We start from the raw sequence: 14,016 nt of genomic DNA on the forward strand, positions 1-14,016 counted from the left end.
TGTGCCGGGGGGCCGGGCCTGAGTACGGTTCCCGTGCGCACGCCGCGGAGTGCTTGCGCGCGGGGCCCGGGTGCCGCGTGCCCGGCGGCGGGAATCGGACCGGGATCGGAATCGGGGCGGAATGGACGCGTACGACGAGGGCTCGAACGCCCCACATGGGCCGGACGGGCCGGGCGGACCCCCGCGCGAGGGACCCGTCTCCGCCGGTGCCGTGCCCGAGGACGCGTCCCGCGCCGAGGCCGCGCCGAAGCGGGGCGGCCAGGGGTCCGCGGCCCGTGAGCCCGCGCCCGGGAGCCCGGCCATCGAGACGCCCCCGGCCGGGACGCCGCATGCGCGGACGCCCGACGCGGAGTCGCCCCAGGGGGAGAGGTCCCAGGGAGAGACGCCTCACACCGGCACCTCTCACGCGGAGATGTTCCACGCGCAGGCGCCTCACGCCGAGACGGCTGTCGCGCATTCCCTCCCCCCGGCCGAGGCGCCCCCCGGAAGCTCGCCGGCCGCCCCCGCCCCCGCGCTCACCGGCATCGCAGCCCTCTCCCTGCGTCACCAGATCGCCGCCGCGTTCGCCCTCGCGGCCGTCGCGGTCGTGGCGTGCGTGCATCTCGGCATGGTGTTCCTGCACGTCGCGCCCTCGAACACGGTCACCAAGCAGCACGGCAGGGCGATCGACGAGTGGATCTACCCCGAGTTCGAGCAGAACTGGAAGCTCTTCGCCCCCAACCCGCTGCAGCAGAACATCGACGTCCAGGTCCGTGCCCGGATACGCACCCCGGACGGCGGCGTCACCGAGACCGGCTGGTACGACCTGTCCGCGCTCGACGGCGCGGCCATCGACGGCAATCCGCTCCCGAGCCACACTCAGCAGAACGAACTGCGCCGGGCCTGGGACTTCTACGCGGGCACGCACGACAACGAGAACCGCCCGGTGGGCCTGCGCGGCAGCCTCTCGGAACGCTATCTGCGCCGTGTCGCGCTGCTGCGCCTCGACCGTGAGGGGGCGGAAGGCAAGGATGGCGTCGCCGAACGCGTCCAGGTCCGTTCCCGTACCTCCAACGTGCGGCCCCCCGAGTGGAGCGATGAGCAGGTGTCCGACAAGCCCGTCCTGCGCGAGCTGCCCTGGTGGACGGTCCCCGAGGAGGACCTGACGGACACCCGGACGACGGAAGCGAGCGCCCGATGAACCGATTCACCGCGCCCGTCGCGCGCGCCATCACCCGGGTCACCGACACCGCCCTGGGTCCGTACCAGGCCGCCGTGATCCGCGTCGGCTTCGCCGCCACCTGGCTGCTGTTCCTGCTGCGGGAGTTCCCCCACCGCCAGGAGATGTACGGGCCCGACGGCCCCTGGAGCTGGGACCTCGCCGAGCGGCTCGTCGCGGACAACCACGCCTTCACGGTGCTGATGTGGTCCGACAGCCAGGTGTGGTTCGAGATCGTCTACGCCGTGGCCGTGCTGTCGAGCGTCCTGCTGCTGGTGGGCTGGCGGACCCGCACGATGTCCGTGCTGTTCATGATCGGCGTGCTCTCGCTGCAGAACCGCAGCATTTTCATGGGGGACGGCGGGGACAACGTCATCCACCTGATGGCGATCTACCTGGTGGGCACGCGCTGCGGACAGGTGTGGTCGCTGGACGCCCGGCGGGCACGGCTCGCGGCGGAGGCGCACGCGCGGGGGGAAACCTCCGGGGCCGCGGGCCCGGACCGGGCCGGCCCCGCCCTGTGGACGGGGCTCGGCCTGCTGCTGGCGGCGGTGACGTTCACGGGACACCTCGGCGGCGGCTGGCTGACGGTCTTCTGGGGACTGTGGGCGGCGCAGGCGCTGTGGTGGACCGTAGGCCGCCGCGCGCGCACCCCGCAGCCGCGCATCCTGCTCGACGTGGTCGCGAACATGGTGCACAACGCGGCCCTGTTCGTGATCATGGCCGAGGCGTGCCTGATCTACGCGACGGCCGGCTGGTACAAGATCCAGGGCTCGCGCTGGCAGGACGGCACCGCCGTCTACTACCCGCTCCACCTCGACTACTTCTCGCCCTGGCCGGCCCTGTCCGGGCTGTTGGCCGCACACGGCACGATCGTGATGCTGGTGACCTACGGGACGGTCGTCGTGCAGGTCGCCTTCCCCTTCACCCTGTTCAACCGGCGGGTCAAGAACGTACTGCTGGCGGCGATGATCACCGAGCACGCCGTGATCGCAGTGGTCCTCGGACTGCCGTTCTTCTCGCTCGCGATGATCGCCGCCGACTCGGTGTTCCTCCCGACGCCTTTCCTGCGACGGCTCGGCGGACTGGCGGCACGCGCGCGTGGCCGGCTGTTCCCGGGCGGCGCCTTCAAGCTGCCGGGTCAGCGGGAGCGGGGCCCGCGCACCCCGGAGGTCTCCGAGGACCCGCACGTAGGCTTCACCGCATGAAGGACCCCGCTGACCACCACGACCGCACGGACGACCGTGACCGCGCGAAGGACGTCGTGGGCACCTGGCACCGGCTCGCCGGCGCCTCCGTCCTGCTCGACGGCTTCCACGCCCTCAAGCACGCGGTGCGTTTCCGGGCCGAGGTCCTGACGGCGGTCACCGGCGACCGGCAGGCGGCGCTGGCCCTCGCCGACGAGCTGGCCCCGGACGTGCGCGACACCCTGGACGGCCTGCTGGTGGAAGTCCCGGAGGCCACCTATCGGTCACTGGTCCCGCGTCCGCACCCCACGGCGGTCGCCGCGCTGGCCGTACGCCCCTCCCGCGAGGCCGGTCTGCGGGCGCTGACAGCCACGCCCCGCACCGCGCCCGTGGTGGTGCTCGACCAGCCGCGCAACCTCGGGAACGCGGGTGCCGTGATCCGGCTCGCTGCGGGCTTCGGCGCGACCGGGGTCGTCACGACGGGCACCCTCGATCCCTGGCACCCGACGGTGGTACGCGGCGGGGCGGGCCTGCATTTCGCGACCGCCGTGGAGCGGCTGTCGGTCGCGGAGCTGCCGTCCGGGCCCGTGTTCGCCCTCGATCCGGAGGGCGAGGACATCCGGGGGACGAAGCTCCCGGACGACGCCCTGCTCGCGTTCGGCTCCGAGCGCAGCGGTCTCTCCCCCGAACTGCGGGCGCGGGCCGACCATCTGGTGTCGCTGCCGATGCGCCCCCAGGTCTCCAGCTACAACCTCGCGACCAGTGTGGCCATGACGCTGTTCCACTGGAGCGCCGCCGGGGGCGCACCGATCAGTTCCTAGGCCTCGCGCCGCACCTCGACCACCCGGAAGCGGTTCGCCACGAACGCGCCGTCGCACAGGGCGGCGTTCGCCGCCGGGTTGCCGCCGGAGCCGTGGAAGTCGGAGAAGGCCGCCGTCTGGTTGACGTACACCCCGCCCGTGAGGTTCAGGGAGAGCTGGGCGGACTCCTCCAGGCAGACCTCCTGGACGGCCTGCTCGAACTCCTCGTCGGTGGTGTACGCGCCGACGGTCATCGCGCCCTTGTCCCGGACGGTCCGGCGCAGCAGCTCCACGGCGTCCGCCGCCGAGTCGACCGCGACCGTGAAGGAGACCGGGCCGAAGCACTCGCTCATGTAGGCGGCTTCGTCGTCCGTGCCCTCCCAGTACTTGCGGGCGCCGTCGAGCTTCACGATCACCGGCGTCCGGACGACGGCGTCGGGGAACTCGGGGTTGCTGATCTCCCGGGAGGGGAGGGCGACCTCGCCGAGGCCGGCGGCGGCCTCCAGGCGGGCCTTCACGTCCGGGTTCACGATGGCGCCGAGCAGTCCGTTGGCGCGGGCGTCGTCCCCGAGGAGTCCGCCCACCGACCTGGCGAGGTCGGCGACCACCTCGTCGTACGACTTGGGGCCCTCGTCCGTGCGGATGCCGTCCCGCGGGATGAGGAGGTTCTGCGGGGTCGTGCACATCTGGCCGCTGTACAGGGACAGGGAGAAGGCCAGGTTGGACAGCATGCCCTTGTAGTCGGCGGTCGACTCCACGATCACCGTGTTGACGCCGGCCTTCTCGGTGTAGACCTGCGCCTGGCGGGCGTGGGCCTCCAGCCAGTCGCCGAACGCCGTCGAGCCCGTGTAGTCGATGATCCTGATCTCGGGGCGGACGGCCAGGGTCTTGGCGATGCCCTCTCCGGGGCGCTCGGCGGCCAGCGCCACCAGGTTCGGGTCGAAGCCCGCCTCGGCGAGCACCTCGCGCGCGATGCGCACGGTCAGCGCGAGCGGCAGCACCGCGCGCGGGTGGGGCTTCACCAGGACCGCGTTCCCGGTGGCCAGGGAGGCGAACAGGCCCGGATAGCCGTTCCACGTGGGGAAGGTGTTGCAGCCGATGACGAGCGCGATGCCGCGCGGGACCGGGGTGAACCGCTTGGTGAGCGTGATCGGGTCGCGCTTGCCCTGGGGCTTGGTCCACTCCGCGGTGTCCGGGGTGCGGATCTGCTCCGCGTACGCGTACGCCACCGCTTCCAGTCCGCGGTCCTGTGCGTGCGGGCCGCCCGCCTGGAACGCCATCATGAAGGCCTGGCCGCTGGTGTGCATCACCGCGTGCGCGAATTCGTGCGTCCGGTCGGCGATCCGCTTGAGGATCTCCAGACAGACCACCGCGCGTGTCTCCGCGCCCGCGTCGCGCCAGGCGCGCTGTCCGGTCCGCATGGCGGGCAGCAGTACGTCGATGTCGGCGTGCGGGTAGGTGACGTCCAGCGCGATGCCGTACGGCGAGACCTCGCCGCCCACCCAGTCGTCGGTGCCCGGCTGGCCGAGGTCGACGCGGGTGCCGAGGACGGCGTCGAAGGCGGCCTTGCCCTCGGCCATGCCCAGGCTGCCGTTCTCGCCGTAGGCCTTGGGGTGTTCGGGATGCGGGGACCAGTACGCGCGTGTGCGGATCGCCTCCAGCGCCTGGTCGAGGGTGGGCCGGTGCTGGGCGATCAACTGGTGCGCGGTGAGTTCGGCGGCCATCGGAGACCAACTCCTCGTCTCAGGAGCGCGTCGTCGCGCTCGCGAGCTGGGCAGGAACGGACAGTCGGAGTTAGAGTAACCGAACGATCGGTCGGGACAAGGGGGTCCGCCGCATCTGTGGAAAACCCCGTGCGGGAGGATCGCGAGCATGACAGCACTCGACCTCAACAGCCCTGTGGCCGTCGTCGGCACCGGCACCATGGGCCAGGGCATCGCCCAGGTCGCGCTGGTCGCGGGCCACCCCGTGCGGCTCTACGACACCCTCGCGGGCCGTGCCGACGCGGCGGCCGAAGCGATCGGCGCGCGCCTCGACCGGCTGGTCGAGAAGGGCCGGTTCAGCGGCGCCGACCGGGACGCCGCGCGCGAGCGGCTGCGACCCGCGCGGAGCCTCGACGAGCTGGCGGACTGCGTGCTCGTCGTCGAGGCGGTCCTCGAACAACTCGACGTCAAGCAGAAGCTGTTCCGCGATCTCGAGGACATCGTCGAGGACGACTGCCTGCTCGCCACCAACACCTCGTCCCTCTCCGTCACCGCCATCGGGGGCGCCCTGCGCAACCCCGGCCGCCTGGTCGGACTGCACTTCTTCAACCCGGCGCCGGTGCTGCCCCTCGTGGAGGTCGTCTCCGGGTACGCGACCGACTTCTCGTCGGCCACGCGCGCGTACGAGACGGCGCGCGGCTGGGGGAAGACCCCGGTCGCCTGCGCCGACACACCCGGCTTCATCGTCAACCGCATCGCGCGGCCCTTCTACGCCGAGGCCTTCGCGGTGTACGAGTCGCAGGCCGCCGACCCCGCCACCATCGACGCGGTCCTGCGCGAGTCCGGCGGCTTCAGGATGGGTGCCTTCGAGCTCACCGACCTGATCGGCCAGGACGTCAACGAGTCCGTCACGCACTCCGTGTGGCAGGCCTTCTTCCAGGACCTGCGCTTCACCCCCTCGCTCGCACAGCGGCGGCTCGTCGAGTCCGGCCGGCACGGCCGCAAGACGGGGCACGGCTGGTACGACTACGGGGACGACGCCGAACGCCCCGAGCCGCACACCGCCGAGAAGGCGCAGCCGCCCGCCCACGTCGTGGTCGAGGGCGATCTCGGACCGGCCTCCGAGCTGCTCGCCCTGATCCGCGAGGCGGGCATCCCGGTCCGCGAGGACGAGGAGGACCACGGCACCCGTCTGCTGCTGCCCAGCGGCGGCCAGCTGGTCCTCGCCGACGGCCAGACCGCGATCGAGTTCCGCGACGTCGTCTACTTCGACCTGGCGCTGGACTACCGCAGGGCCACCCGCATCGCCCTGTCCGCCTCCCAGGACACCGCGCCCCAGACGGTCGCGGAGGCCATCGGCCTCTTCCAGGCGCTGGGCAAGGACGTCAGCGTCATCGGGGACGCCCCCGGCATGATCGTCGCCCGGACCGTGGCCCGCATCGTCGACCTCGCGCACGACGCCGTCGCGAAGGGAGTGGCCACCGAGGAGGACATCGACACCGCGATGCGCCTGGGCGTCAGCTACCCCCTGGGGCCTTTCGAGTGGTGCCGCAGGCTCGGCAGGACCTGGGCGCACGACCTCCTGGAGGAATTGCACCTGCGTGAGCCCTCCGGCCGCTACGCCCCCTCGCTCGCGCTGTACCGCCACGGGCACGCCACCGAGAAGCGGGAGGGCACCTCGTGACCACCGCCAAGCGGGACACGTACACCCCGGAGACCCTGCTCTCCGTCGCCGTCCAGGTCTTCAACGAGCGCGGCTACGACGGCACCTCCATGGAGCACCTCTCCAAGGCGGCCGGCATCTCCAAGTCGTCGATCTACCACCATGTCGCGGGCAAGGAGGAACTGCTGCGGCGAGCCGTCAGCCGCGCTCTCGACGGCCTCTTCGAGATCCTCGACGAGGAGCACGCGTGCGTGGGGCGCGCCGTGGAGCGTCTGGAGTACGTCGTACGGCGGATGGTCGAGGTGCTCACCGCCGAGCTGCCGTACGTGACCCTGCTGCTGCGCGTGCGCGGCAACACGGTCACCGAGCGGTGGGCCCTGGAGCGGCGCCGCGACTTCGACCACCGGGTGGCCGGGCTGCTGAAGGACGCGGCGGCCGACGGCGACGTGCGCGGCGACGTGGAGGTCCGGCTCGCGACCCGGCTCGTGTTCGGGATGATCAACTCGATCGTGGAGTGGTACCGGCCGGACGGGCGGGGCATGGCCGAGCGCGAGGTGGCCGACGCGGTCGTCCAGGTGGTCTTCGGGGGACTCAGGGCCGAGAGCTGATCTCAGCCCTCCGGTTCCAGGTCCTCCTCCTCGAACACCAGCAGCGTCCGCGTGCTGAGCACCTCCGGGATCGCCTGGAGCCGGGTGAGGACCAGCTCGCGCAGCGCCTTGTTGTCAGGCGTGTGGACCAGCAGCAGCACGTCGAAATCACCGCCCACCAGCGCGATGTGGGACGCCCCGGGGAGCACCCGCAGCTGCTCGCGCACCGTGCGCCAGGAGTTCTGCACGATCTTGAGGGTGATGTACGCGGAGGTGCCCTGTCCGGCGCGTTCGTGGTCGACGCGCGCCCCGAAGCCGCGGATCACGCCGTCCTCGATGAGGCGGTTGATCCGCGCGTAGGCGTTCGCCCGTGACACGTGGACCCGTTCGGCCACCGAACGTATGGAGGCGCGGCCGTCCGCCTGGAGCATCTGCAGGATGTCCTGGTCGATCGCGTCGAGCGGACGGGCGGGCGGCGCGACGGCGCCGGCCTCCGGCGGTTCGGCCATTTGTTCAGGTGCCATGTCCCCCCGCCTCCCTACCATGGACGTACTGCGTCCATCTCAGGCTGTGCAGAACCGTTTGTCCACAGCCTGCGGGTGCCTGTAGCCAAAATGTGCCGACGACCGAACAATCGGTAGGTGAGGCGCATCACAACCGTGATGCGTCCCGAGCCGCTCCCACGAGGAGGTGCCGTCATGACGGTCATGGAGCAGCGAGGTGCTTACCGGCCCACGCCGCCGCCCGCCTGGCAGCCCCGCACCGACCCCGCGCCGCTGCTGCCCGACGCGCTGCCCCATCGCGTCCTCGGCACCGAAGCGGCCGCACAGGTCGACCCGGATCTGCTGCGCCGTCTGTACACGGAGCTGGTGCGAGGCCGCCGCTACAACACGCAGGCCACGGCACTCACCAAGCAGGGCCGCCTCGCGGTGTACCCCTCCAGCACGGGCCAGGAGGCCTGTGAGGTCGCCGCAGCGCTCGTCCTGGAGGAGCGCGACTGGCTCTTCCCCAGCTACCGCGACACCCTCGCCGCAGTCGCCCGCGGCCTCGACCCCGTCCAGGCCCTGACCCTCCTGCGCGGCGACTGGCACACCGGGTACGACCCCCGCGAGTACCGCATCGCCCCGCTGTGCACCCCGCTCTCCACCCAGCTTCCGCACGCGGTGGGCCTCGCGCACGCCGCCCGGCTCAAGGGTGACGACGTGGTCGCGCTCGCCCTGGTGGGCGATGGCGGCACCAGCGAGGGCGACTTCCACGAGGCGCTGAACTTCGCCGCCGTGTGGCAGGCCCCGGTCGTCTTCCTCGTCCAGAACAACGGCTTCGCCATCTCCGTCCCGCTCGACAAGCAGACCGCGGCTCCGTCGCTGGCCCACAAGGCCGTCGGCTACGGAATGCCCGGGCGCCTGGTCGACGGGAACGACGCGGCGGCCGTGCACGAGGTCCTGAGCGACGCCGTGCGCCACGCGCGTGCGGGCGGCGGCCCGACGCTCGTCGAGGCCGTGACGTACCGCATCGAGGCCCATACGAACGCCGACGACGCCACCCGCTACCGCGGCGACTCCGAGGTCGAGACCTGGCGCGCGCACGACCCGATCGTGCTTCTGGAGCAGGAGCTGACCGGGCGCGGTCTCCTCGACGAGGAGGGCATACAGGCCGCCCGCGCGGCCGCCGAGACGATGGCCGCGGACCTGCGCGCCCGGATGAACCAGGACCCGGTGCTCGACCCCATGGACCTGTTCGCGCATGTGTATGCCGAGCCCACACCACAACTGCGCGAACAGGAAGCGCAGTTGCGTGCGGAGCTGGCGGCCGGGGCCGAACCGGACTCCGCCGCCGGATCCGAGTCGGAAGGCGGGGGCCGATGACCACCGTCGCCCTCAAACCCGCCACCATGGCGCAGGCCCTCACCCGCGCGCTGCGCGACGCCATGGCCGCCGACCCGAGCGTCCACGTCATGGGCGAGGACGTCGGCACCCTCGGCGGGGTCTTCCGCGTCACCGACGGGCTCGCCAAGGAGTTCGGCGAGGACCGCTGCACGGACACCCCGCTCGCCGAGGCGGGCATCCTCGGCACGGCCGTCGGCATGGCGATGTACGGACTGCGGCCGGTCGTGGAGATGCAGTTCGACGCCTTCGCCTACCCGGCCTTCGAGCAGCTGATCTCGCACGTGGCGCGGATGCGCAACCGCACCCGCGGTGCCATGCCGCTGCCCCTGACCATCCGTGTCCCGTACGGCGGCGGCATCGGTGGCGTCGAGCACCACAGCGACTCCTCCGAGGCGTACTACATGGCGACTCCGGGGCTTCATGTCGTCACGCCCGCGACGGTCGCCGACGCCTACGGGCTGCTGCGCGCCTCCATCGCCTCCGACGATCCGGTCGTCTTCCTGGAGCCCAAGCGGCTGTACTGGTCGAAGGACTCCTGGAACCCCGACGAGCCGCGGTCCGTGGAGCCGATAGGCCGTGCGGTGGTGCGCCGGCCGGGCCGCAGCGCCACGCTCATCACCTACGGGCCGTCCGTGCCCGTCTGCCTGGAGGCCGCCGAGGCCGCGCGGGCCGAGGGCTGGGACCTCGAGGTCGTCGATCTGCGCTCCCTCGTCCCCTTCGACGACGAGACGGTGGCGGCGTCGGTGCGGCGGACCGGCCGCGCGGTCGTCGTGCACGAGTCGGGCGGTTACGGCGGCCCCGGCGGGGAGATAGCGGCCCGGGTGAGCGAACGCTGCTTCCACCACCTGGAGGCGCCGGTGCTGCGTGTCGCCGGGTTCGACATCCCGTATCCGCCGCCGATGCTGGAGCGGCACCATCTGCCCGGCGTCGACCGGATCCTGGACGCCGTGGCGCGTCTGCAGTGGGAGGCGGGCAACTGATGGCCCAGGTACTGGAGTTCAGGCTTCCCGACCTCGGCGAGGGCCTCACGGAGGCGGAGATCGTCCGCTGGCTCGTGGAGGTCGGTGACGTCGTCGCCGTCGACCAGCCCGTCGTGGAGGTCGAGACCGCCAAGGCGATGGTCGAGGTCCCGTGTCCCTACGGGGGCGTGGTCACGGCCCGCTTCGGCGAGGAGGGCACGGAACTGCCGGTCGGATCCCCCCTGCTGACGGTCGCGGTCGGCGGCGACGCGCCCGCCTCCGGCGGCGCGGACGAAGGGTCCGGCAATGTGCTCGTGGGCTACGGCACGGGGGCGCCTCCGGCGCGGCGCAGGAGGGTGCGGACCAGCCCGGTCGCGCCCGTCCGGGCTACCGGGGGAGCCCTGTCGAACGGCGGCTCCCCGGCCGCGGCCCGGGGAGCGGACGGCACGTCCGGACCGCTCGGCGCGGGCCGGGGCTCCGGCGCCCGGACGGCGGTGCCGGAGCGCACGGACGGGCGGGGACCGACGGACACGCGGGGGCGCGGGAACGCGGGGGAACGGGCGACCGGTCCTGTCCCCGTCATCTCCCCGCTGGTGCGCAGGATCGCCCGGGAGAACGGCCTGGACCTGCGGGAGCTGACGGGATCCGGTCCCGACGGACTGATCCTGCGGGCGGACGTGGAGCACGCGTCGCGCTCGGCCGACGGCACCACCCGGCAGCCGGAGACCCTCGCGGTCCCCCGCACGCCCGGAACCACCCACGCCACGCCGGCCACCGCGTCCGCCGTCGCACCCGCGGCCGGGACCCGGGTCCCCCTGCGGGGCATCCGCGGCGCCGTCGCCGACAAGCTCTCCCGCAGCCGGCACGAGATCCCCGACGCGACCTGCTGGGTGGACGCCGACGCGACCGAACTCCTCGCCGCCCGCGCGGTGATGAACGCCGCCGGCGGACCGAAGATCTCCCTGCTCGCGCTGCTGGCCCGGATCTGCACCGCCGCGCTGGCCCGCCACCCCGAGCTCAACTCGACCGTCGACATGGAAGCCCGGGAGATCGTCCGGCTCGGCCACGTCCACCTCGGCTTCGCGGCACAGACCGAACGCGGACTCGTCGTCCCCGTCGTCCGGGACGCGCACACCCGCGACGCGCAGTCGCTGAGCGCAGAGTTCGCCCGGCTGACCGAGGCCGCGCGGACGGGGACCCTGACCCCTGGCGACCTCACGGGCGGCACCTTCACGTTGAACAACTACGGGGTGTTCGGCGTCGACGGCTCCACGCCGATCATCAACCACCCCGAGGCGGCCATGCTCGGCGTCGGCCGGATCATCCCCAAACCCTGGGTGCACCAGGGCGAGCTGGCGGTGCGGCAGGTCGTCCAGCTCTCGCTGACCTTCGACCACCGGGTGTGCGACGGCGGCACGGCGGGCGGCTTCCTGCGGTACGTGGCGGACTGTGTCGAACAGCCGGCGGTGCTCCTGCGTTCCCTGTGATCGCCGCGGCCCGCATACTCGGGGAATGACCGCGTACGAGCCACCGGGCGCCCCGGGCCCCGCCGCCCCGTACGACGCCGTCGTGCTCGCAGGCGGTGCCGCCCGGCGGCTGGGCGGCGCGGACAAACCCGGGGTGCGGGTGGGCGGGCGCCCACTGCTCGACCGGGTGCTCGCCGCCTGTGCCTCGGCCACCACCACGGTGGTCGTGGCCGAGCCCCGAACCACCGTGCGCCCCGTGCGGTGGGCGCACGAGGAGCCGCCGGGCGGGGGACCGCTGGCCGCGCTCGACGCCGGGCTGCGCCGCACGTCGGCGCAGGACGTCGTGGTGCTCTCCGCCGACCTGCCGTTCCTGGACGAGGGGACGGTGGGACGTCTGCTGGACACCCTGCGGGGGAGCGACGGCCCGCGCGGCCCGGGGCGCCCCGAGGGCGTACTGCTCAGCGATCCCGACGGCCGCGACCAGCCGCTCGTGGCCGTGTACCGCGCGGGGGCCCTGCGCCGGGAACTGGCCGTGCTCGCCGCCGCGCACGGCGGACTCACCGGCCTGCCGCTGCGACGGCTCACGGCCGCGCTGGATCTCACCCGCATCTCCGACCCCGTCGCGTCCTTCGACTGCGACACCTGGGGCGACATCGCCGCCGCCCGGGCACGTATCAGGGAGCATGGGCACGTGTTGGATGAATGGATTTCCGCAGTCAAGGACGAGCTGGGCATCGACCTGGACGTCGACACCGGCGTCCTGCTCGACCTGGCCCGCGACGCCGCGCACGGAGTGGCGCGGCCCGCGGCACCGCTGACCACGTTCCTCGTGGGATACGCGGCCGCGCGGGCCGGGGGAGGCCCCGAGGCCGTGGCCGAGGCCGCCCGCAAGGCCGTGGCGCTGGCGCTGCGCTGGGCCGACGAGGACACCCCCGGCGACACCCCCGCAGCCGGTCCCGGAACAGGATCCGCAGCCGATCCCGGAACAGGATCCGGCGCCGAACCCGGTTCCCACGCCGCCCCGGACGCCTGATGACCTCGCAGGACGCCCGCGTCGGCCGGGACACCGACGAATTCGACGTGGAGGAGGCCCTGGCCTTGGTCAAGGACCCCCGACGCCCGGCGGACCCCGGGCGAGGCCACGGCGACGCCGCGGCCCGTACACCCGCGCCCGAGACCGAGATTCCCTCGCACACCGCGCGGAGCGAGCACCGCGGACAGCACAAGTCCACCTCCTGGCCCGGCGCGCGTACGAGCGCCGAGCGGGCCGCCCGTTCACTGCCGCGCCGCGCTCCCGTCTCCGTCCCCCTGGACGCCGCCCTGGGTCTGGTGACCGCCGCGCCACTCACCGCGCTCACGGACCTGCCCTCCTTCGACACCTCCGCGATGGACGGCTGGGCGGTGGCCGGCCCCGGCCCCTGGGACGTTCGCGAGGAGGGCGTCCTCGCGGGCCACGCGAAGCCGGAGCACCTCACCGACGGCGAGGCGGTGCGGATCGCCACCGGCGCACGCGTCCCGCGGGACGCCACCGCCGTCCTGCGCAGCGAACACGGGCGTATCGACGACAAGGGGAGGCTGCACGCGACCCTCCCCGCAGACCACGGCTCCGGGCGGCCCGGAGGAACGCCCTCGGTCGTGCACGGGCAGGACATCCGGCCACGCGGCCAGGAATGCCGCAGCGGCGACCAGCTTCTGCCCACCGGCGCGCTGGTGACTCCCGCCGTGCTCGGCCTCGCCGCGGCCGCCGGATACGACACCCTCGCCGTCATCCCCCGCGCACGTGTCGAAGTGCTCGTCCTCGGTGACGAGTTGCTCACCCGGGGACTCCCCCAGGAGGGCCTGATCCGGGACGCGCTCGGCCCGATGCTGCCGCCCTGGCTGCGCGCGCTCGGCGCCGACGTCGTGGCCGTGCGCAGACTGGGCGACGACGCCAAAGCCCTGCACAAGGCGATCACCGCATCCGGCGCCGACCTGATCGTCACGACCGGCGGCACCGCCGCGGGCCCCCTCGACCACGTCCATCCCACCCTGAGCCGTCTCGGCGCCCCTCTCCTCGTCGACGGGGTCACCGTGCGCCCCGGCCACCCCATGCTGCTGGCCCGCACCAAGGAGAACCAGCATCTCGTCGGCCTGCCCGGCAACCCCCTCGCGGCCATTTCCGGCCTGCTCACACTCGCCGAGCCGCTGCTGCGCATCCTGGCGGGGCGGGTGGCGCCGGAGCCGTACACGCTGCCCGTCAGGGACGGGGTGCACGGCCACCCGTACGACACCCGGCTCATCCCCGTCACCCTGCACGGCGACCTGGCGGTTCCGCTGCGCTACAACGGTCCGGCCATGCTGCGCGGCATCGCCGCCGCCGACGCCCTCGCGGTCGTTCCGCCCGGTGGAGCCCACCCGGGTCAGGAGCTGGAACTCCTGGATCTGCCCTGGGCGTTGGCCGGCGGCTGAACCTGCTCCGCATGAGTCAGGACGCCGGGACGGAGCCGGCTCACGCTCCGGACGGTGAGGAGGATCGGGCCGTGTTTCACGTGAAACGTCCGGACCGTGCTCAGGCCGTCCGGGAGGGG

The 14,016-nt window shown here is 73.1% G+C and carries 12 protein-coding genes; 10 read left to right on the plus strand and 2 right to left on the minus strand.

What is annotated here, in order from left to right; translation table 11 throughout:
- Positions 1-121 precede the first annotated feature (121 nt).
- From ABZV34_RS06445 to ABZV34_RS06455, 3 genes are read left to right on the plus strand one after another with little or no spacing between them, the layout of a single operon-like run.
- Complete coding sequence (locus ABZV34_RS06445) at positions 122-1,180, plus strand: DUF5819 family protein (protein ID WP_356271871.1); 1,059 nt, start codon at positions 122-124, stop codon at positions 1,178-1,180.
- Entirely contained in the window at positions 1,177-2,406 is a 1,230-nt protein-coding gene (locus ABZV34_RS06450; RefSeq protein WP_356271873.1) for an HTTM domain-containing protein, read from the plus strand. The genes ABZV34_RS06445 and ABZV34_RS06450 overlap by 4 nt, the downstream gene beginning before the upstream one ends.
- Complete coding sequence (locus ABZV34_RS06455) at positions 2,403-3,206, plus strand: TrmH family RNA methyltransferase (RefSeq protein ID WP_356271875.1); 804 nt, start codon at positions 2,403-2,405, stop codon at positions 3,204-3,206. Before ABZV34_RS06450 ends, ABZV34_RS06455 begins: the two co-directional genes overlap by 4 nt.
- On the opposite strand, the gene paaN is transcribed toward ABZV34_RS06455, so the two are convergent.
- Positions 3,203-4,909: a phenylacetic acid degradation protein PaaN gene (paaN, locus tag ABZV34_RS06460; RefSeq protein WP_356271877.1), complete on the minus strand. Its 1,707-nt coding sequence runs from the start codon at positions 4,907-4,909 to the stop codon at positions 3,203-3,205. The genes ABZV34_RS06455 and paaN overlap by 4 nt on opposite strands.
- Before the next feature lie 148 nt (positions 4,910-5,057).
- On the opposite strand from paaN, the gene ABZV34_RS06465 reads away from it, so the two are divergent.
- Together ABZV34_RS06465 and ABZV34_RS06470 are read left to right on the plus strand one after the other, a co-directional pair.
- Positions 5,058-6,572, plus strand: a complete 1,515-nt coding sequence (locus tag ABZV34_RS06465; protein ID WP_356271879.1) for a 3-hydroxyacyl-CoA dehydrogenase — start codon at positions 5,058-5,060, stop codon at positions 6,570-6,572.
- Positions 6,569-7,159 carry a TetR/AcrR family transcriptional regulator gene (locus ABZV34_RS06470; protein WP_356271881.1) on the plus strand — a complete coding sequence of 197 codons (591 nt, stop codon included), beginning with the start codon at positions 6,569-6,571 and terminating at the stop codon, positions 7,157-7,159. Before ABZV34_RS06465 ends, ABZV34_RS06470 begins: the two co-directional genes overlap by 4 nt.
- 2 nt (positions 7,160-7,161) lie before the next feature.
- On the opposite strand, the gene ABZV34_RS06475 is transcribed toward ABZV34_RS06470, so the two are convergent.
- Positions 7,162-7,647 carry an Lrp/AsnC family transcriptional regulator gene (locus ABZV34_RS06475; RefSeq protein ID WP_356272329.1) on the minus strand — a complete coding sequence of 162 codons (486 nt, stop codon included), beginning with the start codon at positions 7,645-7,647 and terminating at the stop codon, positions 7,162-7,164.
- A 189-nt stretch (positions 7,648-7,836) separates the two neighbouring features.
- Here ABZV34_RS06475 and pdhA point away from each other — a divergent pair, with 189 nt between their 5' ends.
- From pdhA to ABZV34_RS06500, 5 genes are read left to right on the plus strand one after another with little or no spacing between them, the layout of a single operon-like run.
- Positions 7,837-9,003: a pyruvate dehydrogenase (acetyl-transferring) E1 component subunit alpha gene (gene pdhA / locus ABZV34_RS06480; RefSeq protein WP_356271884.1), complete on the plus strand. Its 1,167-nt coding sequence runs from the start codon at positions 7,837-7,839 to the stop codon at positions 9,001-9,003.
- The gene (locus ABZV34_RS06485) at positions 9,000-10,004 is read left to right on the plus strand and encodes an alpha-ketoacid dehydrogenase subunit beta (RefSeq protein WP_356271886.1); all 1,005 of its coding nucleotides are present in this window, start codon (positions 9,000-9,002) and stop codon (positions 10,002-10,004) included. Before pdhA ends, ABZV34_RS06485 begins: the two co-directional genes overlap by 4 nt.
- Positions 10,004-11,470, plus strand: coding sequence for a dihydrolipoamide acetyltransferase family protein (locus tag ABZV34_RS06490; protein ID WP_356271887.1), 1,467 nt, complete (start codon positions 10,004-10,006; stop codon positions 11,468-11,470). Before ABZV34_RS06485 ends, ABZV34_RS06490 begins: the two co-directional genes overlap by 1 nt.
- A 25-nt stretch (positions 11,471-11,495) precedes the next feature.
- A complete protein-coding gene (locus ABZV34_RS06495) occupies positions 11,496-12,482 on the plus strand; it encodes an NTP transferase domain-containing protein (RefSeq protein WP_356271889.1) in 987 nt (328 codons plus the stop codon).
- A complete protein-coding gene (locus ABZV34_RS06500) occupies positions 12,482-13,897 on the plus strand; it encodes a molybdopterin molybdotransferase MoeA (RefSeq protein WP_356271891.1) in 1,416 nt (471 codons plus the stop codon). Before ABZV34_RS06495 ends, ABZV34_RS06500 begins: the two co-directional genes overlap by 1 nt.
- Positions 13,898-14,016: the final 119 nt, after the last annotated feature.

Source organism: Streptomyces sp. NPDC005195, from assembly GCF_040608315.1.
Classification (GTDB): domain Bacteria; phylum Actinomycetota; class Actinomycetes; order Streptomycetales; family Streptomycetaceae; genus Streptomyces; species Streptomyces kaempferi.